The following is a 21216-nucleotide window of genomic DNA, read 5'->3' as shown; positions in this document are numbered from 1 at the left end:
CTCCTGTAGGGCTGAATGCGCAGTTTAGGCCCTGACGGGCGTCACCGGTTCCCTCAATCTAGGGCTGGCCGGTTCGGCCCGTCAATCAGTCGAGCCAAGTACAGGGTTGAGCCCCGGCGTTTTTTAGGCGCAGAATGGTCGCCCTTGGGGTTTTACCTCGCCTGTTAGAAAAGGAAACTCGATGACCCGTCTTCGTGCCATCTGTACCGCAGTTGCTCTGGTGTGTGCCAGCGGCCCTGTTCTTGCCGATACCGCCAGCCACAACGCCAGTGCCGAAGCGTTCCTGACCCTGGCGCACGCTGACAAGCTGGGTACCCCGGTGTACATGCAGGTACAGCAGATGTTTGCCCAGCGCTTTGAGCAGACCAAGGCTCCCGAGTCGAAAAAAGCCACCCTGGAAACGTACCAGGCCAAGGCCAATGCCGCCCTGGACCAGGCGATCGGCTGGAACAAGCTCAAGCCGGACATGGTCAAGCTCTACACTTCCAATTTCAGCGAATCGGAGCTCAAGGACCTGGTTTCCTTCTATCAGTCTCCCCTGGGTAAGAAAGTCCTGGAAAAAATGCCGCAGCTGACCCAGCAATCGGCGCAACTGACCCAGGCCAAGCTGGAAAGCGCGGTGCCGGTAGTCAACAAGCTACTGGCCGACATGACCGCCGAGCTCGAGCCGAAAACCGCCGCCCCGGCCAAGAAAAAGCCATAAGCGGAGCCCTGGCATGAGCATGCAACAACGCATTGAATCGACCCTCGGGCTGCTGCAGCCCGAGCACCTGCAAGTGCTCGATGAAAGCCACATGCACAGCCGTGGGCTTGAGACCCACTTCAAGGCAGTGGTGGTCAGCCAGCAGTTCGAGGGGCTCAATCGGGTCAAGCGACACCAGAAGGTCTACGGCACGTTGGGCGAACTGATGGGCGAATTCCATGCGCTGGCGCTGCACACCTACACGCCTGAAGAATGGGCCCAGGTCGACGCAGCCCCGGCATCGCCGACCTGTGCCGGTGGCAGTAAGCACTGATATTTGACGCAAATGAGCTTTTCGTGGCGAGGGAGCTTGCTCCCGCTGGGCTGCGAAGCGGCCCCAAAGCCAATCAACGCGGTGTGTCAGGCTGATCCCGATCAGCTTTCGGGGGCTGCTGCGCACCCCAGCGGGAGCAAGCTCCCTCGCCACAAAGGCTCTCGCTCCTAAAGCCACATGGTTTTTGCTAGAATCCGCAACGCGCCGCTCACCCCGGCGCGTTTTTTTTCGCATCCGGTTCACCCTTTGCGAGGGTAGCCACCTGGAGAGATACCCATGACACCACCGATTGTCGTGGCGGCACTGTATAAGTTCGTCACCCTGGAAGATTACGTCGAGCTGCGTGAGCCCCTGCTCAAGGCGATGCTCGACAACGGCATCAAAGGAACCTTGCTGATTGCCGAGGAAGGCATCAACGGTACCGTTTCCGGCACCCGCGAAGGCATCGACGGGCTGATGGCCTGGCTCAAGAACGACCCGCGCATGGACGACATCGACCACAAGGAGTCGTACTGCGACGAGCAGCCGTTCTACCGCACCAAGGTCAAGCTCAAGAAAGAGATCGTTACCCTCGGCGTAGAAGGCGTGGACCCGAACAAGCGGGTCGGCACCTATGTCGAACCGCAAGACTGGAACGCGCTGATCAGCGATCCGGAAGTGCTGCTGATCGACACGCGCAACGACTATGAAGTCTCCATCGGTACCTTCGAAGGCGCTATCGATCCCAAGACCGCCAGCTTCCGCGAGTTTCCCGAGTACATCAAAGCCAACTTCGACCCGGCCCGGCACAAGAAAGTCGCGATGTTCTGCACCGGTGGCATTCGCTGTGAAAAAGCCTCGAGCTTCATGCTCAATGAGGGTTTCGAAGAGGTCTACCACCTCAAGGGCGGGATCCTCAAATACCTCGAAGAGGTGCCTCAGGAAGAAACCAAATGGCGCGGCGACTGCTTTGTCTTCGACAACCGCGTGACCGTGCGCCACGATCTCAGCGAAGGCGACTACGATCAGTGCCATGCCTGTCGCACCCCGATCAGCGCAGAGGATCGTGCTTCGGAGCATTATTCGCCAGGCATCAGTTGCCCGCATTGCTGGGACAAGCTGAGCGAAAAGACCCGCCGCAGCGCCATCGACCGGCAAAAGCAGATCGAACTGGCCAAGGCGCGCAACATGCCGCATCCGATCGGCTACAACTACAGGCAATCATCTTCCGAGGCTTGAGCCATGGCGTCGCGCCTACTGTATGTGATGGACCCGATGTGTTCCTGGTGCTGGGGCTTCGCCCCCGTGGCCGAAGCGTTGGCCGAGCAGGCGCAGGCGGCGGGCGTGGAGTTGCACCTGGTGGTGGGCGGCTTGCGCACCGGCAGCGGTTCGGCTCTCGAGCCGACGACCCGACGCTACATTCTCGAACACTGGCAGGCCGTTACCCAGGCCACCGGCCAGCCGTTCAAGCTTGAAGGCGCGTTGCCGGACGGTTTTGTCTACGACACCGAACCCGCATGCCGCGCCTTGGTGACGGCCCGCAGCCTGGCGCCGGACCTGGCCTGGCAGTTACTGAAGCTGATCCAGCAGGCGTTTTATGTACAAGGCCGCGACGTGACCCACGCCAGCGTCCTGGTGGAACTGGCCGAACAGGCCGGGCTGCCACGCATCGAGTTTGCCGCGGCATTCGACCGCGCCGACCAGCATGCCGCCACCGCCGCCGACTTCACCTGGGTGCAAGACCTTGGCATCGCCGGATTCCCTACGATGCTGGCCGAACGGGACGGCCAGTTGGCCTTGCTGACCAACGGCTACCAACCGTTGGACCAGCTGTCGCCATTGCTGGGGCGCTGGCTGGAGCGTGCGGCCTGTGCCTGACCTGCCCGATGATGACGCATCGACCTCGCGGCGCATCGACCGGTTGAGCTGGACGGAAATCCGTCACCTGGCCCTTACGCACAAAAAAGCCCTGTGGATCGCCAACGGCGTCGCCGTGCTGGCGACGTTGTGCAGCGTGCCGATTCCGTTGTTGCTGCCGCTGCTGGTGGACGAAGTGCTGCTGGGCCACGGCGACGCGGCATTGAAGGTCATGAACCAGGCGTTGCCGAGCGCTTGGCAGAGCGCTGCCGGCTACATCGGATTGATGTTGCTGGTGACCCTGGCCCTGCGCTGCGGCGCATTGCTGTTCAACGTGTTGCAGGCGCGGCTGTTCGCCAGTCTCGCCAAGGACATCGTCTATCGCATCCGCATCCGGTTGATCGAGCGCCTCAAGCGGATTTCCCTTGGCGAATACGAAAGCCTGGGCAGCGGCACGGTGACGACGCACCTGGTCACCGACCTGGACACCCTCGACAAATTTGTTGGCGAAACCCTGAGCCGGTTCCTGGTGGCGATGCTGACCCTGGTAGGCACCGCGGGCATCCTGGTATGGATGCATTGGAAACTGGCACTGCTGATCCTGCTGTTCAACCCGCTGGTGATCTACGCCACGGTGCAGTTGGGCAAACGGGTCAAGCACCTCAAGAAGCTGGAGAATGACAGCACCTCGCGCTTCACCCAGGCCCTGACCGAAACCCTGGATGCGATCCAGGAAGTGCGCGCCGGCAATCGCCAGGGGTTTTTCCTTGGACGCCTGGGCACGCGCGCCCGGGAAGTGCGCGACTACGCGGTGAGCTCGCAGTGGAAAACCGACGCCTCGAACCGCGCCAGTGGTTTGCTGTTCCAGTTCGGCATCGATATTTTTCGCGCGGCGGCCATGCTTACCGTGCTGTTCTCCGACCTGTCGATCGGCCAGATGCTCGCGGTGTTCAGCTACCTGTGGTTCATGATCGGCCCGGTCGAGCAACTGCTTAATTTGCAGTACGCCTACTACGCGGCGGGTGGGGCATTGAACCGTATCAACGAACTGCTGGCCCGCGCCGACGAGCCCCAGTACAGCGGTGGCGTCGATCCCTTCAAGGGGCGCGACACCGTGGGCATCGACATCCAGGGGCTCAGCTTCGGTTATGGCGAGGAAAAGGTGCTCGACCAATTGAACCTGTCCATTTCGCCGGGGGAAAAGGTCGCCATCGTCGGGGCCAGCGGGGGCGGCAAAAGTACCCTGGTGCAACTGCTGCTGGGGCTCTACACGCCACAGTCCGGCAGCATCCGCTTTGGTGGCGCCACCCAAGAGGAAATCGGCTTGGAAACCATCCGCGAACATGTCGCGGTGGTCCTGCAACATCCTGCGCTGTTCAACGACACGGTGCGCGCCAATCTGTCCATGGGCCGCGAGCGCAGCGATGAGGCTTGCTGGCGAGCCCTGGCGATTGCCCAACTGGACGAAACAGTGCGGGCGCTTCCGATGGGGCTGGAGAGCATCGTCGGGCGTTCCGGCGTAAGGCTGTCGGGCGGGCAACGCCAGCGACTGGCGATCGCCCGCATGGTCCTGGCCGATCCGCGCGTGGTGATTCTCGACGAAGCTACGTCGGCGCTGGACGCGGCTACGGAATACAACCTTCACCAGGCGTTGGCGCGGTTCCTGAGCGGGCGCACCACGTTGATCATCGCCCATCGGTTGTCGGCGGTGAAACAGGCTGACCGGGTATTGGTGTTCGACGGCGGGCAGATCGCCGAAGACGGCGACCACTTGCAGCTGATTGCCGAGGGTGGCCTGTACGCCCGGCTCTACGGTCATTTGCAACAAATACAGCGACCTTGAGTTTCGTGCACTTTTCTGTGCTTAGTATCGGAAAAAAATCAGCCAAATCCGTCGATTTTTCCAAATCTCCATCCTGAGCCGGGCGATCCGAACATCCAGTCCTTCGAAGGGTCGAAAACTAGCCTAGGCTGTTGAGTCAGGAACGGAATTCTCGCGGGTGCTCTATTGGCAATGCCTGTGCAAGGGACCTCATGAAGCAAAAGCGGACTCTCGGAACGCCTCGGTTGTTGGGCATCGTCTGGCCCTTTATCGCCGTCGTGCTATTTCAAGCATTGCTAGGAGGCGTCAGCCTTTATGTCCTATCCGCAGTTCGCGGCTACGTGGCGGGGGAGAGCCTTTGGTCCAAGGGCCAGAAAGACGCCATCTATTACCTCAATCTTTACGCCGACAGCCGTGACGAGGCGATCTTTCGCAAATACCAGCAAGCCATCGCCGTGCCCGAGGGTGGACACGATCTACGCGTGGCCCTGGATCGCCAGCCGCCGGATCTCGAAGCGGCGCGGGTCGGGATTCTCCAAGGCGGCAATCATCCGGACGACGTGGCCAGCCTGATCTGGTTGTACCTCAACTTTCGCCATTTCAGCTATCTGGAAGAAGCCATCGATCTGTGGACGGTTGGCGATGGTTACCTGACCGAACTGGATAACGTCGCCCGGCAGATGCATCGCAGCATCACGGCGGGAGAAGCCTCCGAGGCCGATGTCCGCGGCTGGAAAGCGCAGATTTTCGCCATCAACGATTCCGTTACCCCTGCCGCGAAGGCATTCAGCGACGCGCTGGGCGAAGGATCGCGATTTATCCTGCGCCTGTTGCTGGTGACCAATTTTGCCACCGCGCTGGGATTGATCGTGCTGGCGCTATTGCGCACGCACAAATTACTGGCGCAGCGGCAGGTCTTCGCCAATGCGCTGCAACTGGAGAAGGAGCGGGCGCAGATCACCCTGCAATCGATTGGCGATGGCGTGATCACCACCGACGTCGAAGGCGCCATTGCGTATATGAATCCCGCTGCCGAAGCGATGACCCACTGGAAAGCCGAACACGCCACCGGGCTGCCCCTGGCGGCGCTGTTCAACCTGCTCGACGACAATGCCCAGACCGAAGGCCTGACCTTGATCGAGCACATCCTCAGCGGACGACTCGGCGGCGGCAGCGAGCATTCCAAGTTGATCCAGCGACTCGACGGCAGCACGGTGTCGGTGACCCTGGTGGGGGCGCCGATCCGTCATGCCGGCAAAGTCAGCGGCGCGGTGCTGGTGCTGCATGACATGACCCAGGAGCGCCAGTACATTGCCAACCTGTCATGGCAGGCTACCCACGACGCCCTGACCGGCCTGGCGAACCGCCGGGAATTTGAATACCGCCTCGAGCAGGCCCTGCACAACCTCACGCGCCAGGTCGGGCGCCACGCGTTGATGTTTCTCGACCTGGACCAGTTCAAGCTGGTCAACGACACCTGCGGCCACGCGGCGGGCGACGAGTTGCTGCGACACATCTGTGCCTTGCTGCAATCGGGGCTGCGGGAAAACGACACGCTTGCCCGGCTGGGCGGGGACGAGTTCGGCATCCTGCTGGAAAACTGCTCGCCCGAGGCGGCGGAAAAGATCGCCGAGGGCCTGCGCCAGACTGTGCAGAACCTGCATTTTGTCTGGAAAGGCCGGCCATTCGTGACCACCGTGAGCATCGGCCTGGTGCACATCGCCCAAAGCCCGACGACGCTGGAAGCCTCATTGCGGGCCGCGGACATGGCCTGCTATATGGCCAAGGAGAAAGGGCGCAACCGGGTCCAGGTCTACCATGCCGACGACTCGGAGTTGTCCCTGCGTTTTGGCGAAATGGCCTGGGTGCAGCGCTTGCACATGGCGCTGGAGGAAAACCGTTTCTGCCTCTACGCCCAGGAAATCGCCGCGTTGGGCCCGGGTGACCACGATGGCGGGCATATCGAGATCCTGTTGCGCCTGCATGACGAGGCAGGGCGAATGATCCTGCCGGACAGCTTCATTCCGGCGGCGGAGCGTTACGGCTTGATGACCTCGCTGGACCGTTGGGTCGTGGAGAACGTATTCAAGATCATTCGCCAATGCCTGAATGAGTCGCGGCAAGGTCCGTTGGCCATGTGTGCGATCAACCTGTCAGGCACCACCATTGGCGATCAGGCGTTCCTGGATTTCCTGCGTAAACAGTTCGCTGCCTACTCGATTCCCCCGGAAATGATTTGTTTTGAAATCACCGAGACCAGTGCCATTTCAAATCTGGGCAGCGCGATTCGTTTTATAAACGAACTCAAGAGCTTGGGTTGTTACTTCTCGCTGGATGACTTTTGTGCCGGAATGTCTTCATTCGCTTACTTGAAACATTTACCTGTAGACTTCCTGAAGATCGATGGGAGTTTCGTAAAGGATATGCTGGACGACCCGATTAACCGGGCAATGGTCGAGGTGATCAATCACATCGGCCATGTCATGGGGAAGCGCACCATTGCCGAGTTCGTGGAAACGACTCAGATCGAACAGGCATTGTTGGAAATCGGCGTGGATTTCGCCCAGGGTTATGTCATCGAGCGTCCACAACTGTTTACTTGTGACACGTTGCAATGCCGGCCGGCCAGGCCTCAGCCACTGTTGTTCAAGGCCCCCGGCACGTTTCGCTGAACCTCTTGTTGATCCGAAAAAAATCACAATCAGAAGGAGCCCGACAGTGATCGACACATTCAACCGAACAGGCCCGCTCATGGACGCCGCCAGTTATCCACAATGGGCACAGCAGCTCATTGCCGACTGCAGCGAGAGCAAGCGCCGGGTTGTCGAACACGAACTGTATCAACGCATGCGCGACAACAAGCTCAGCGCCAAGACCATGCGCCACTACCTCATCGGTGGTTGGCCGGTCGTCGAACAGTTCGCCTTGTACATGGCACAGAACCTCACCAAGACCCGCTTCGCCCGCCACCCCGGCGAGGACATGGCGCGTCGTTGGTTGATGCGCAACATTCGTGTCGAGCTCAATCATGCCGATTATTGGGTCAACTGGAGCGCTGCTCACGGCGTGACGCTCGAAGACCTGCAGGCGCAGCAGGTGCCGCCTGAGCTTCATGCGTTGAGCCATTGGTGCTGGCACACCAGTTCGGCGGACTCGCTGATCGTGGCTATTGCCGCGACCAATTACGCCATCGAGGGGGCGACCGGGGAGTGGTCGGCACTGGTCTGCTCTACCGGTGTCTATGCGTCGGCGTTCGCCGAGGAAGATCGCAAGCGGGCCATGAAGTGGCTGAAGATGCATGCCCAGTATGACGATGCCCACCCGTGGGAAGCGCTGGAAATCATCTGTACGCTGGCGGGTATGAACCCGAGCAAGGCGCTCCAGATGGAACTGCGCCAGGCCGTTTGCAAGAGCTACGACTACATGTATCTGTTTCTGGAAAGGTGCATGCAGCTGGAACACTCGGGCGCTGGCGAAAAAGCCTCGGCTGGCCGTGAACGGCTGGCGCTGGCCAGTAACTGATACCCGATAGCTTCACCCTGTGGGAGCGAGCTTGCTCGCGATAGCGGTCTGCCTGACAACCTTGCGTTGACTGGTCCGGCCTCTTCGCGAGCAGGCTCGCTCCCACATTGGTTTTGCGGTGCTGGGTGGGAGCGAGCCTGCTCGCGAAAGCGGTGTGTCGGCCAGCAGAGAGGCCTGGTTTCAGCCCGCCATCGCCAACCGGTTCCGCCCCTCGCGCTTGGCTACATACAGCGCATTGTCCGCCCGGCGCACGAGACTTTCAGCGGACTCGCCCGGCAGCAACGTCGCGCAGCCCAGGCTCACCGTCAATTCGATCCTCGTGCCGTCGGCAAAATAATCCTGGGCCTGGGCGGCATAACGCAGTCGTTCACCGACCATGGCTGCCGCTTCCCGGCTGGTGTTGGCCAGCAGGATCAGGAATTCCTCACCACCGAATCTGAACACCATATCCACATTGCGCAACTGGCCCTTGATCGAGTCGGCAACGGCCTTGAGTACTTCGTCGCCGACCCCGTGCCCATGGCTGTCGTTGATGCGTTTGAAATGGTCGATGTCCAGCATCAGCAACGACAGCGGCTGCATATGCCGCCTGGCCATGTCGATTTCCCGCTCCAGCGTCTGGTCCATGGCAATGCGGTTGCCGGTGCCGGTCAGTGGATCGCGCAGGGCGCTCTGGGTGGCGGCGCGGTAGAGCAGTGCGTTACGCAGCGGGAAAAACAGCGCCGACAGGATTGACTCCAGGTCGCTCTGTTCCGCGCTGCTGAAGCGCTGGTTGCGCCGAAACACCAGCTCACCCAGATGCTCGCCCTCATGGCTGAGGTTGTAGCTGAGGTTGTGGTGCCCGCGCTGGCCAAACTCCAGGCGCAGATCGCTGGGTTTGTGCTGGTAAACCAGTGTGTCCAGAGGCACCAGCCGCTGGATTTCACGGAAGAACAAACCGAGAATCCTTTGCGGCTCCAGGCTGGTCTGCAACTGCTGGCCCAATTGCTGGCGCAGCTGCGTCAGGCTGATCGGCCGCGTCACGAGCGCCGACGGCTGGGTGAGGCCCAGGCGCTGCAACTTGGCGCTGTCGAAATCAATAGCATTGGTCTGCGTGGGCGTTTTCATATGGCGTGAGCCCCTGAACTGAATCGGTCCTGACCGGCGGGGGTGAAGCGGCTCTGGGCTGCGCGTCGTACTGATCCATCAGTCCCGAAGGACACTGAGTTGAGTCTAGTCCGCTTCGCTGTGCTGGCGGAGGTCTCGTCCCAATGTCCCGACTCGCCGGACACGGCGTGTTTGAATGGATTAGAGCGAAAGTCGTGCCATTCAGTTCATAGTGATAAAACTTGTCGACGAATCAATAAGTTGCAGGCTCGTAGCGTGAGCAACGGGCGGCAGGGCTTTGGCGTTTCGCCTGGCCGGGGGATCGAAGAGAGGCGCGCCGCGACGGCAAACCGCCGCGACGTCGAGTCTGGCGCTTACTGCGCGTTGAAAGCCTGGCCGTTGACGCCGGTACTGTCCGGGCCCATGAGGTACAGGTACACCGGCATGATTTCTTCGGGCGTCGGGTTGTTCAGCGGATTTTCTCCCGGATAGGCCTGTGCGCGCATGCTGGTGCGGGTGGCGCCGGGGTTGATGCTGTTGGAGCGCACCGGCGCTACGGTGTCGACTTCGTCGGCCAGGGTCTGCATAAGCCCCTCGGTGGCGAACTTGGACACGCCATAAGCGCCCCAATAGGCCCGGCCCTTGCGACCGACGCTGCTGGACGTGAACACCACCGATGCATCCTTGGACAGTTTGAGCAACGGCAGCAAGGTGCTGGTGAGCATGAACATGGCGTTGACGTTCACTTGCATCACCCGCATGAAGTTCTCGCCGGAAAGCTGTTCCAGCGGCGTGCGCGGGCCGATGATCGAGGCGTTGTGCAGGAGGCCGTCCAGATGGCCGAATTCGGTCTCGATCATTGCCGCCAGTTCATCGTATTGATGGGGCAAGGCGGTTTCGAGATTGAAGGGGATCACCGCTGGCTGCGGATGACCAGCCGCCTCGATTTCATCATAGACCTGGGTCAGGTTGGCTTCGGTCTTGCCCAGCAACAACACGGTGGCGCCATGGGCGGCATAGGCCTTGGCGGCGGCGGCGCCAATACCGCGACCGGCACCGGTGACCAGGATGATCCGGCCCTCGAGCAGGTCGGGGCGGGCGGAGTAGTCAAACATAAAAAACCTCAACAAATGGCAGCACGTACTTGTCACGCAGAGTCGTCATGGCAGATGAGCTTTTCGTGGCGAGGGAGCTTGCTCCCGCTCGGCGACGAAGTCGTCGCCAGACTCGGGACCGCTGCGGTCCAGCGGGAGCAAGCTCCCTCGCCACAAGAGCAATTTCGCCGAACGAGGTCAGCAACTGCACAACGCGTTATCCAGCACTTCGCGCAGCGCCAGGGGATGGTCGATTACCACATCCGCGCCCCAGTGCTTGGGGTTGTCGTCCGGGTGGATGTAGCCATAGGTCACCGCGCAGGTCTTGGTCCCGGCGCTGCGGCCGGACTCGATGTCCCGTAGGTCGTCGCCGATGAACAGCACGCTGGCCGGGTCGAGGTCGAGCATCTTGCAAGCGAGAATCAGCGGCTCGGGGTCCGGTTTGCTGTTTTTCACATGGTCGGGGCAGACCAGCACTTTCGACCGCTCGGCCAGGCCCAACTGCTGCATGATCGGCTCGGCGAAGCGCACCGGCTTGTTGGTGACCACGCCCCAGATGAGATTCGCCGCCTCGATATCGGCCAGTACTTCGGCCATCCCATCGAACAGATGGCTGTGGACCGCGCAACCCTTGAGGTAGCGGTCGAGGAACTCCTGGCGCAACTCCTCGAAACCCGGCGATTCCGGGTCCATGGAGAACGTCACTGCGACCATCGCCCGGGCGCCGCCGGAAATCTCGTCGCGGATGTGCTGGGTGTTCATCGGCGGCAGGCCACGGTCGGCGCGCATGGCCTGGCAGATGGCGATGAAGTCTGGCGCGGTGTCGAGCAGCGTGCCGTCCATGTCGAAGAGAACCGCTTTGAGACGCATCGACTTATTCCTCGCGCAGGGTCTGGATCATGTAGTTGACGTCCACATCGGCGGCCAGTTTGTAGTGCTTGGTCAGCGGGTTGTAGGTCAGGCCGATGATGTCCTTGACGGTCAGCCCGGCCATGCGGCTCCAGGCGCCCAGCTCCGAAGGCCGGATGAATTTCTTGAAGTCGTGGGTGCCGCGTGGCAGCAGCTTCATGATGTATTCGGCGCCGATGATTGCGAACAGGTACGCCTTCGGGTTGCGGTTGATGGTGGAGAAGAACACCTGGCCGCCAGGCTTGACCATCTGGAAGCAGGCTCGGATCACCGATGACGGGTCCGGTACGTGTTCGAGCATTTCCAGGCAGGTGACCACGTCGAACTGGCCGGGCATTTCCTCAGCCAGGGCTTCGGCGGTGATCTGCCGGTATTCGACGCTGACGCCGGACTCCAATTGATGCAGTTGCGCCACTGCCAGCGGCGCCTCGCCCATGTCGATGCCCATTACGGTAGCGCCGCGCAGGGCCATGGCTTCACTGAGGATGCCGCCACCACAGCCGACGTCGAGGACTTTCTTGCCGGCCAGGCCGACGCGCTCGTCGATCCAGTTGACGCGCAGCGGGTTGATGTCGTGCAGCGGCTTGAATTCGCTTTCACGGTCCCACCAGCGATGGGCCAGGGCCTCGAACTTGGCAATTTCAGCGTGGTCGACGTTGCTCATGTGCAGTTCCTCGAAAAACTTGAAAAATCATTTGCCCCGAGCCGTGGCTCAAGGGGTGTGCTATTCGTTCTGGCCGCTGACCCGACGGCCCCAGTCCTGGGCGGTGGCGATCAGTTGCGATTCGTCCATGCGCGTCAGGCGGCCATCTTCCAGCAACGGCTTGCCGGCCACCCAGAGATGTTTCACGCAATGGCGGCCGGTGGCGTAGATCAGTTGCGACACCGGGTCATAGATGGGCTGCTGCGCCAGGCCGGACAGGTCGAAGGCCACCAGGTCGGCGGCCTTGCCGACTTCCAGCGAGCCGACGATCGCCTCGATGCCCAGCGCGCGGGCGCCATTGAGCGTGGCCATGCGCAACGCCCGGTGCGCGTCCAGGGCCGTGGCCGAACCGGCGACAGCCTTTGCCAGTAGGGCGGCGGTGCGGGTTTCGCCCAGCAGATCGAGGTCGTTGTTGCTCGCCGCGCCATCGGTGCCGACCGCGACGTTGACGCCGGCCTGCCACAGGCGTTCCACCGGGCAGAAACCGCTGGCCAGCTTCAGATTCGATTCCGGACAATGGATCACGCTGCAATTGTGTTCTACCAGCAGCGCCTGGTCCTCGTCGCTGACCTGGGTCATGTGCACCGCCTGGAAGCGCGGCCCCAGCAGGCCAACGCGCGCCAACCGGGCCATCGGCCGCTCGCCAGTGTTATCCACAGCCTGCTGCACTTCGAAGGCGGTTTCATGAACATGCATGTGGATGGCCGCGTCCAGTTCCTCGGCGATCACGCGGATCTTTTCCAGGTTCTCATCGCCGACGGTGTACGGGGCGTGAGGGCCGAATGCGACTTTGATCCGCGGATGGTGCTTGAGGTCGCCAAACAATTCGATGCCCTGACGAATGGCTTCGTCGGCGCTGGCGGCGCCGGGGATCGGAAAGTCGAGGATCGGAATGGCGATCTGCGCGCGGATGCCGCTGTTATGCACGCGTTCGCTGGCCACCTTGGGATAGAAGTACATGTCGGAGAAACAGGTGATGCCGCCCTGGATCTGTTCGGCGATCGCCAGGTCAGTACCGTCGCGGACGAAAGCCTCGTCGACCCATTTACCCTCGGCGGGCCAGATGTGCTGTTCGAGCCAGGTCATCAGCGGCAGGTCGTCGGCCAGGCCACGGAACAATGTCATTGCCGCATGACCGTGGGCATTGACCAGGCCCGGACTGAGCAGCATGCCGGGCAGTTCGCGAACCTCCGTGGCGGCGCATTGCATGGCTTCGGCCCGTGGCCCGATGAACACGATGCAACCGTCGCGAATGCCCAGGCCATGATCCTTGAGCACGACACCGGCGGGTTCGACAGGCACCAACCAGGTCGGCAGCAATAATAAGTCGAGCGCAACGGCAGGCTTGGGCATCGTGGAACGGTTCCATGGGTTATAAAGGATGACGAAGTATACCCGAGCGTCTTCGCGGAGGGATCGCTATAATCGGCGGCTTTTGTTCTTGAGTGCGGGGTGAGGGATGCGCGATCGACTGTTGGCTGCGGAGAAGGTGAAGGCCATCGATTGGCGCGATGGCGCTCTTTACCTGCTGGATCAGCGTGTTTTGCCGTTCGAGGAAAACTGGATCGCCTACACCAGCGCGGCCGGTGTGGCCGAGGCCATTCGTTCGATGGTGGTGCGCGGTGCGCCGGCCATCGGCATCAGCGCCGCCTATGGCGTGGTGCTGGCGGCGCGGGCGCGGATGGCCGAGGGCGGCGATTGGCAAGCGGCGCTGGAAGCGGATTTCGCCTTGCTGGCCGATTCCCGGCCGACGGCGGTCAATCTGTTCTGGGCGCTGGATCGCATGCGCGACCGGTTGGGACGCTTGAAGGAGCATGCCGAACCGCTGGCGGTCCTTGAGGCCGAGGCCATTGCGATCCATGAAAGTGACCGCGAAGCCAACCTGACCATGGCCCAGCTTGGCGTCGACCTGATCCGCAAACATCAGGGCAACGCCCAGGCCATCTTGACCCATTGCAACACCGGGGCCCTGGCCACCGGCGGCTTCGGAACGGCCCTCGGGGTAATTCGCGGGGCGTTTCTGGAGGGCATGGTCGAACGGGTCTACGCCGACGAAACCCGTCCATGGCTGCAGGGGTCACGGTTGACGGCATGGGAGCTGGCGAACGAGGGCATTCCGGTGACGCTCAACGCCGATTCCGCCGCTGCCCACATCATGAAGACCAAGGGCGTGACCTGGGTCATCGTCGGCGCCGACCGCATCACCGCCAACGGCGACGTGGCGAACAAGATCGGCACCTACCAGCTGGCGGTCTGTGCCATGCACCACGGCGTACGTTTCATGGTGGTGGCGCCGAGCTCGACCATCGACATGAACCTGGCCAGCGGTGATGACATCCCGATCGAAGAGCGCGACGGGCGCGAGCTGCTGGAAGTCGGCGGCAAGCGGGTCGGGGCTGATGCCGATGCGTTCAACCCGGTGTTCGACGTGACCCCGGCGGACCTGATCGATGCGATCGTGACGGAGAAGGGCATCGTCGAGCGGCCGGATACGGCCAAGATGGCCCAATTGATGTGCCGCAAGCGGTTGCATTGAAGGCTTTCGGCGCCTGAGTTGGCCCCATCACGAGCAAGCTCGCTCCCACATTTGATTGCGATATGGCTCCATTGTGGGAGCGAGCTTGCTCGCGATAGGGCCGGCAAAGTCAGAAAAAATCCAAATCCAGCCACAAAATCTGCGTTTCAGCGCCTCTGAGCCCCTCTCGTCCCGTTCCAGCCTGTCATCGGTCAACTAACTACGCACCATGCGCATCAGGGGGATAGGTGCGTGGCGGCTCTTGTGATAACATCCGGCGGTTTCCAAGGCTGCCTCGCGAGGTGGCCTTTACTGCGCAGATCCATGGCATAACTCGTTGATTTGTCGTAAGTCGCTGCACGGCACTTGTCCTGCAGCGGCGAGCTTCGTTCATCCCATCTGGATGTAGCGAGGTTTCACCAGAAAAAGGAATCAGGCTTCTCATGGGCGAACTGGCCAAAGAAATCCTCCCGGTCAATATCGAAGACGAGCTGAAACAGTCCTACCTCGACTACGCGATGAGCGTGATCGTCGGGCGGGCGCTGCCGGATGCGCGCGATGGCTTGAAGCCCGTGCACCGGCGCGTGCTGTTCGCAATGAGCGAACTGGGCAACGACTTCAACAAGCCGTACAAGAAATCCGCCCGTGTCGTCGGCGACGTGATCGGTAAGTATCACCCCCACGGCGACACTGCCGTGTACGACACCATCGTTCGGATGGCCCAGCCGTTCTCCCTGCGCTACCTGCTGGTGGATGGCCAGGGCAACTTCGGTTCGGTGGACGGCGACAACGCCGCGGCCATGCGATACACCGAAGTGCGCATGACCAAGCTGGCCCACGAGCTGCTGGCCGACCTGCACAAGGAAACCGTCGACTGGGTGCCGAACTACGACGGCACCGAGATGATCCCGGCGGTCATGCCGACGCGTATCCCGAACCTGCTCGTCAACGGCTCCAGCGGTATCGCCGTTGGCATGGCGACCAACATCCCGCCGCACAACCTCGGTGAAGTCATCGACGGTTGCCTGGCCCTCATCGACAACCCCGAGCTGTCCGTCGATGAGCTGATGCAATACATCCCCGGTCCCGATTTTCCGACGGCGGCGATCATCAACGGTCGCGCCGGTATCATCGAGGCCTATCGCACCGGTCGCGGCCGCATCTACATGCGCGCCCGCTCGACTGTCGAGGACATCGACAAGGTCGGTGGCCGCCAGCAGATCGTCATCACCGAGCTGCCGTACCAGCTGAACAAGGCCCGCCTGATCGAGAAGATCGCCGAGCTGGTGAAAGAAAAGAAACTCGAAGGCATCACCGAGCTGCGTGACGAGTCCGACAAGGACGGCATGCGCGTCGTGATCGAGCTGCGCCGTGGCGAAGTGCCGGAGGTGATCCTCAACAACCTCTACGCCCAGACCCAACTGCAAAGCGTGTTCGGCATCAACATCGTCGCGCTGATCGACGGCCGTCCGCGGATCCTGAACCTCAAGGACCTGCTGGAAGCCTTCGTGCGTCACCGTCGCGAAGTGGTCACCCGGCGGACCGTATTCGAACTGCGTAAAGCTCGCGAACGCGGCCACATCCTGGAAGGCCAGGCCGTTGCCCTGTCGAACATCGACCCGGTCATCGCCCTGATCAAGGCCTCGCCAACCCCGTCGGAAGCCAAGGAAGCGCTGATCAGCACCCCTTGGGAATCTACCGCGGTGGTGGCGATGGTCGAGCGCGCCGGCGCCGACTCGTGCCGTCCGGAAAACCTTGACCCGCAATACGGTCTGCGCGAAGGCAAGTACTTCCTGTCCCCGGAACAGGCGCAAGCCATCCTGGAACTGCGCCTGCACCGCCTGACCGGTCTGGAGCACGAGAAGCTGCTGGCCGAGTACCAGGAGATCCTCAACCAGATCGGCGAGCTGATCCGCATCCTCAACAGCGCCACGCGCCTGATGGAAGTGATCCGCGAAGAACTGGAAGTGATCCGCGCCGAGTACGGCGACGTGCGCCGCACCGAGATCCTCGATGCGCGCCTCGACCTGACCCTGGGCGACATGATTCCGGAAGAAGAGCGCGTGGTGACGATTTCCCACGGTGGCTACGCCAAGACCCAGCCGCTGGCCGCCTACCAGGCCCAGCGTCGCGGCGGCAAGGGCAAGTCGGCGACTGGCGTCAAGGACGAGGACTACATCGCTCACCTGCTGGTCGCCAACAGCCACACCACGCTGCTCCTGTTTTCCAGCAAGGGCAAGGTGTACTGGCTCAAGACCTACGAAATCCCTGAAGCATCCCGCGCCGCCCGTGGTCGTCCGCTGGTCAACCTGCTGCCGCTGGATGAGGGTGAATACATCACCACCATGCTGCCGGTGGAGGAATACACCGAAGGCCACTACATCTTCATGGCAACCGCCAACGGCACCGTGAAGAAGACTCCGCTGGAATCCTTCAGCCGTCAGCGCAGCGTCGGCCTGATCGCGCTGGAGCTGGACGAAGGCGACGTGCTGATTTCCGCTGCCATCACTGACGGCGAGCGCGAAGTCATGCTGTTCTCCGACGGCGGCAAGGTCACGCGCTTCAAGGAATCCGACGTTCGCGCCATGGGCCGTACCGCTCGCGGTGTTCGCGGCATGCGCCTGCCGGAAGGGCAGAAGCTGATTTCCATGCTGATTCCGGAAGAAGGCAGCCAGATCCTCACCGCTTCCGCGCGGGGCTACGGCAAGCGTACCGCCATCAGTGAGTTCCCCGAGTACAAGCGTGGCGGCCAGGGCGTGATCGCCATGGTCAGCAACGAGCGTAACGGCCGTCTGGTCGGCGCGGTCCAGGTGCTCGATGGCGAAGAGATCATGCTGATCTCCGATCAGGGCACCCTGGTGCGCACGCGTGTCGCGGAGGTCTCCAGCCTGGGGCGTAACACCCAGGGCGTGACGCTGATCAAACTCGCCAGCGACGAAACGCTGGTCGGGCTTGAACGGGTCCAGGAGCCGTCGGAAGTCGAAGGCGAGGAGCTGGAAGGCGAGGAAGGCGTGGCGTTCGACGGCACCCTCGGTGCCGATGTCGATGACGCCGTCGGCGATCAACAGCTCGATGCCGCCGCAGACGAAGAAGAACCGCAGGACTAAGCGGACACACAGGGGGCGGATGAAGATTCGCCCCCTTGTTGTTTGTTCCGTTTGAAAATTTGCGACACTGCACATTCCCTATGGGGCTGCCCCTCTCTTGAGGCTTGTTTGATTTATCGTGGCGAGGGAGCTTGCTCCCGCTTGAGTGCGAAGCGCTCACAACAAAGAGGGCCGCTGCGCAGCCCAGCGGGAGCAAGCTCCCTCGCCACGGATTCATCCATGCCTTGAGTGAGCGGTAGGCCCTGTGGGAGCGGTGCAAATCAGAGATTTAAGTGACCACCAGATCAGAGCGAGATTGGATGTGAGCAAGAGAGCCTATAACTTCTGTGCCGGCCCGGCGGCGCTTCCTGAAGCGGTCCTGAAGCGCGCCCAGGGTGAACTTCTCGACTGGCATGGCAAGGGCCTGTCCGTCATGGAAATGAGCCATCGCAGCGATGAGTTCGTGTCCATCGCGACCAAGGCCGAGCAGGACCTGCGTGATCTGCTGAACATCCCGTCCAACTACAAAGTGCTGTTCCTACAGGGCGGCGCCAGCCAGCAGTTCGCGCAGATTCCGCTGAACCTGTTGCCGGAAAGTGGCAAGGCCGACTACATCGACACCGGTATCTGGTCGCAGAAAGCCATCGAAGAAGCGTCGCGCTACGGCCACGTCAACGTTGCCGCCACCGCCAAGCCTTACGACTATTTCGCGATCCCCGGCCAGAACGAGTGGAACCTGTCCAAGGACGCGGCCTATGTGCACTACGCGCCGAACGAAACCATCGGTGGCCTGGAATTCAACTGGATCCCGGAAACCGGTGACGTGCCGCTGGTGGCCGACATGTCCTCGGACATCCTCTCGCGTCCTGTGGATATCTCCCGTTTCGGCATGATCTACGCCGGCGCCCAGAAAAACATCGGCCCTAGCGGCATCCTGGTCGCGATCATCCGCGAAGACCTGCTCGGTCGCGCCCGTTCCCTGTGCCCGACCATGCTCAACTACAAGGTCGCGGCCGACAACGGCTCGATGTACAACACCCCGCCGACTTTGGCCTGGTACCTGTCGGGCCTGGTGTTCGAGTGGCTGAAAGAGCAGGGCGGTGTCGAAGCCATCGGCAAGCTCAACGAAGTGAAACAGCGCACGCTGTATGACTTCATCGACGCCAGCGGCCTCTACAGCAACCCGATCAACAAATCCGACCGCTCGTGGATGAACGTGCCGTTCCGCCTGGCGGACGACCGTCTCGACAAGCCGTTCCTGGCCGGCGCCGACGAGCGCGGCCTGCTGAACCTCAAGGGCCACCGCTCGGTCGGCGGCATGCGCGCCTCCATCTACAACGCTGTAGACATCAACGCCGTCAATGCGCTGGTCGCCTACATGACAGAGTTCGAGAAGGAACACGGCTGATGTCTGAGCAAGAACTCAAGGCGCTGCGCCTGCGCATCGACGCCCTGGACGAAAAAGTCCTGGAACTGATCAGCGAGCGTGCACGCTGCGCCCAGGAAGTCGCCCGGGTGAAGATGGCTTCCCTGGCTGAAGGCGAAGTGCCGGTGTTCTACCGGCCGGAGCGCGAAGCCCAGGTGCTCAAGCGCGTCATGGAGCGCAACAAAGGCCCGCTGGGCAACGAAGAGATGGCGCGGCTGTTTCGCGAAATCATGTCCTCGTGCCTGGCCCTCGAACAGCCGCTGAAGGTTGCGTACCTGGGGCCGGAAGGCACCTTCACCCAGGCTGCCGCCATGAAGCATTTCGGTCACGCGGTGATCAGCAAGCCGATGGCGGCCATCGACGAAGTCTTCCGCGAAGTGGCCGCCGGCGCGGTGAATTTCGGTGTGGTGCCAGTGGAAAACTCCACCGAAGGCGCGGTCAACCACACGCTGGACAGCTTCCTCGAACACGACATGGTGATCTGTGGCGAAGTCGAGCTGCGGATCCACCATCACCTGCTGGTGGGCGAGAGCACCAAGACCGACAGCATCAGCCGCATCTATTCCCACGCCCAGTCCCTGGCCCAGTGCCGCAAATGGCTGGACGCGCATTACCCGAATGTCGAGCGAGTGGCAGTGTCGAGCAACGCCGAGGCGGCCAAGCGGGTCAAGGGCGAGTGGAACTCGGCGGCCATCGCCGGGGATATGGCGGCAGGCCTCTACGGCTTGACGCGCCTGGCCGAGAAAATCGAGGACCGTCCGGACAACTCCACTCGGTTCCTGATGATCGGCAGCCAGGAAGTCCCACCGACCGGCGACGACAAGACCTCGATCATCGTTTCCATGAGCAACAAGCCGGGCGCGTTGCACGAATTGCTGGTGCCGTTCCACGACAATGGGATCGACTTGACGCGGATCGAGACCCGTCCGTCGCGCAGCGGTAAATGGACCTACGTGTTCTTCATCGATTTTGTCGGCCACCACCGCGATCCGCTGGTCAAAGGTGTGCTGGAGAAAATCAGTCAGGAAGCAGTGGCACTCAAGGTGCTGGGTTCCTACCCCAAGGCAGTTCTTTAAGGGCGGATAGCAATGAGTGGCAACTTCCTCGCACTGGCGCAGCCAGGCGTGCAACAACTTTCGCCTTACGTTCCAGGCAAGCCTGTGGACGAACTGGCTCGCGAGCTGGATCTGGATCCGGCCCGCATCGTCAAGTTGGCGAGCAACGAAAACCCGCTGGGCGCGAGCCCCAAGGCATTGGCGGCGATCCGCGATGAACTGGCCGAGCTGACCCGCTACCCCGACGGTAATGGCTTTGCCTTGAAAAGCCTGCTGGCCGAGCGCTGCGGCGTCGAGCTGAGCCAGGTGACCCTGGGTAACGGCTCCAACGACATTCTCGAATTGGTCGCTCGTGCCTATCTGGCGCCTGGCCTGAACGCTGTGTTCAGCGAGCATGCGTTTGCGGTCTATCCGATTGCCACCCAGGCCGTTGGTGCCGATGCCCATGTGGTTCCGGCCAAGGATTGGGGGCACGATCTGCCGGCCATGCTGGCCGCCATCGACGCCAATACCCGCGTGGTCTTCATCGCCAACCCGAACAATCCGACCGGCACCTGGTTCGATGCCCAGGCCCTGGACGACTTCCTGCAGGACGTGCCCGAGCACGTGCTGGTGGTGCTGGACGAGGCCTACATCGAGTACGCCGAGGGCAGCGACCTGCCCGACGGCCTGGATTTCCTCGCCGCGTATCCGAACCTGCTGGTGTCGCGCACGTTCTCCAAGGCCTATGGCCTGGCGTCGCTGCGGGTCGGTTACGGCCTCTCCACCGCGGTGGTGGCCGATGTGCTGAACCGCGTGCGCCAACCGTTCAACGTGAACAGCTTCGCCCTGGCCGCCGCCTGCGCGGCCTTGCAAGACGAGGCCTACCTGGCCGAAAGCCGCCGCTTGAACGAGGCCGGTATGCAGCAGTTGGAAGCCGGCTTCCGTGAGCTGGGGCTGAGCTGGATTCCTTCCAAGGGCAATTTCATTTGTGTCGACGTGGGCTGCGTCGCCGCGCCGGTGTTCCAAGGCTTGCTGCGCGAAGGCGTGATCGTCCGTCCGGTGGCCAATTACGGCATGCCGAATCACCTGCGGGTCACCGTCGGCCTGCCGGCGGAAAACAGCCGTTTCCTGGAGGCGCTGAGCAAGGTCCTGGCTCGTGGTTGA

The 21216-nt window shown here is 61.9% G+C and carries 17 protein-coding genes; 12 read left to right on the top strand and 5 right to left on the bottom strand.

What is annotated here, in order from left to right; all coding sequences use genetic code 11:
• Nucleotides 1-181: 181 nt before the first annotated feature.
• The 7 genes from J3P91_RS19305 to J3P91_RS19275 all read left to right on the top strand — a co-directional run bounded on the left by J3P91_RS19305 (nucleotide 182) and on the right by J3P91_RS19275 (nucleotide 8196).
• Nucleotides 182-703 carry a DUF2059 domain-containing protein gene (locus tag J3P91_RS19305; RefSeq protein ID WP_434601444.1) on the top strand — a complete coding sequence of 174 codons (522 nt, stop codon included), beginning with the start codon at nucleotides 182-184 and terminating at the stop codon, nucleotides 701-703.
• 13 nt (nucleotides 704-716) lie between these two features.
• A complete protein-coding gene (locus J3P91_RS19300; RefSeq protein WP_434601443.1) occupies nucleotides 717-1016 on the top strand; it encodes a BolA family protein in 300 nt (99 codons plus the stop codon).
• 276 nt (nucleotides 1017-1292) lie between these two features.
• Nucleotides 1293-2234: a rhodanese-related sulfurtransferase gene (locus tag J3P91_RS19295; protein WP_434601442.1), complete on the top strand. Its 942-nt coding sequence runs from the start codon at nucleotides 1293-1295 to the stop codon at nucleotides 2232-2234.
• Nucleotides 2235-2237: 3 nt separating this feature from the next.
• Nucleotides 2238-2873: a DsbA family protein gene (locus tag J3P91_RS19290; protein WP_434572708.1), complete on the top strand. Its 636-nt coding sequence runs from the start codon at nucleotides 2238-2240 to the stop codon at nucleotides 2871-2873.
• Nucleotides 2866-4695: an ABC transporter ATP-binding protein gene (locus J3P91_RS19285; RefSeq protein ID WP_434601441.1), complete on the top strand. Its 1830-nt coding sequence runs from the start codon at nucleotides 2866-2868 to the stop codon at nucleotides 4693-4695. The genes J3P91_RS19290 and J3P91_RS19285 overlap by 8 nt, the downstream gene beginning before the upstream one ends.
• 191 nt (nucleotides 4696-4886) lie before the next feature.
• The gene (locus tag J3P91_RS19280; protein WP_434572712.1) at nucleotides 4887-7346 is read left to right on the top strand and encodes an EAL domain-containing protein; all 2460 of its coding nucleotides are present in this window, start codon (nucleotides 4887-4889) and stop codon (nucleotides 7344-7346) included.
• Between the two features lie 79 nt (nucleotides 7347-7425).
• Nucleotides 7426-8196 carry a TenA family transcriptional regulator gene (locus J3P91_RS19275; RefSeq protein WP_434605177.1) on the top strand — a complete coding sequence of 257 codons (771 nt, stop codon included), beginning with the start codon at nucleotides 7426-7428 and terminating at the stop codon, nucleotides 8194-8196.
• 180 nt (nucleotides 8197-8376) lie between these two features.
• Here the strand turns inward: J3P91_RS19275 and J3P91_RS19270 are convergent, their stop codons facing one another.
• The 5 genes from J3P91_RS19270 to J3P91_RS19250 all read right to left on the bottom strand — a co-directional run bounded on the left by J3P91_RS19270 (nucleotide 8377) and on the right by J3P91_RS19250 (nucleotide 13341).
• Complete coding sequence (locus J3P91_RS19270) at nucleotides 8377-9303, bottom strand: GGDEF domain-containing protein (RefSeq protein ID WP_434601440.1); 927 nt, start codon at nucleotides 9301-9303, stop codon at nucleotides 8377-8379.
• Between the two features lie 353 nt (nucleotides 9304-9656).
• Nucleotides 9657-10397 (bottom strand): YciK family oxidoreductase, encoded by a 741-nt coding sequence (locus J3P91_RS19265; protein WP_434601439.1) that lies wholly within the window; start codon nucleotides 10395-10397, stop codon nucleotides 9657-9659.
• A gap of 177 nt (nucleotides 10398-10574) precedes the next feature.
• On the bottom strand, nucleotides 10575-11246 hold the full coding sequence (gene mupP / locus J3P91_RS19260) for an N-acetylmuramic acid 6-phosphate phosphatase MupP (RefSeq protein ID WP_434601438.1): 672 nt from the start codon (nucleotides 11244-11246) through the stop codon (nucleotides 10575-10577).
• Between the two features lie 4 nt (nucleotides 11247-11250).
• On the bottom strand, nucleotides 11251-11949 hold the full coding sequence (gene ubiG / locus J3P91_RS19255; RefSeq protein WP_305499685.1) for a bifunctional 2-polyprenyl-6-hydroxyphenol methylase/3-demethylubiquinol 3-O-methyltransferase UbiG: 699 nt from the start codon (nucleotides 11947-11949) through the stop codon (nucleotides 11251-11253).
• 60 nt (nucleotides 11950-12009) lie between these two features.
• A complete protein-coding gene (locus J3P91_RS19250) occupies nucleotides 12010-13341 on the bottom strand; it encodes a TRZ/ATZ family hydrolase (RefSeq protein WP_434601437.1) in 1332 nt (443 codons plus the stop codon).
• A gap of 106 nt (nucleotides 13342-13447) precedes the next feature.
• Here J3P91_RS19250 and mtnA point away from each other — a divergent pair, with 106 nt between their 5' ends.
• From mtnA to hisC, 5 genes are all read left to right on the top strand, one after another.
• Nucleotides 13448-14524 (top strand): S-methyl-5-thioribose-1-phosphate isomerase, encoded by a 1077-nt coding sequence (mtnA, locus tag J3P91_RS19245; protein ID WP_305499687.1) that lies wholly within the window; start codon nucleotides 13448-13450, stop codon nucleotides 14522-14524.
• 422 nt (nucleotides 14525-14946) lie between these two features.
• Entirely contained in the window at nucleotides 14947-17610 is a 2664-nt protein-coding gene (gene gyrA, locus J3P91_RS19240; protein ID WP_434572723.1) for a DNA gyrase subunit A, read from the top strand.
• A gap of 301 nt (nucleotides 17611-17911) precedes the next feature.
• Complete coding sequence (serC, locus tag J3P91_RS19235; RefSeq protein WP_434601436.1) at nucleotides 17912-18997, top strand: 3-phosphoserine/phosphohydroxythreonine transaminase; 1086 nt, start codon at nucleotides 17912-17914, stop codon at nucleotides 18995-18997.
• Nucleotides 18997-20091: a prephenate dehydratase gene (gene pheA / locus J3P91_RS19230; protein WP_305499689.1), complete on the top strand. Its 1095-nt coding sequence runs from the start codon at nucleotides 18997-18999 to the stop codon at nucleotides 20089-20091. Before serC ends, pheA begins: the two co-directional genes overlap by 1 nt.
• 12 nt (nucleotides 20092-20103) lie before the next feature.
• Nucleotides 20104-21216 (top strand): histidinol-phosphate transaminase, encoded by a 1113-nt coding sequence (hisC, locus tag J3P91_RS19225; protein WP_434601435.1) that lies wholly within the window; start codon nucleotides 20104-20106, stop codon nucleotides 21214-21216.

This window comes from Pseudomonas sp. Z4-7 (assembly GCF_051131965.1).
Lineage (GTDB): Bacteria > Pseudomonadota > Gammaproteobacteria > Pseudomonadales > Pseudomonadaceae > Aquipseudomonas.
Note: the sequence above shows the minus strand (reverse complement) of the source record. Positions and strands in the feature narration are given on the sequence as shown.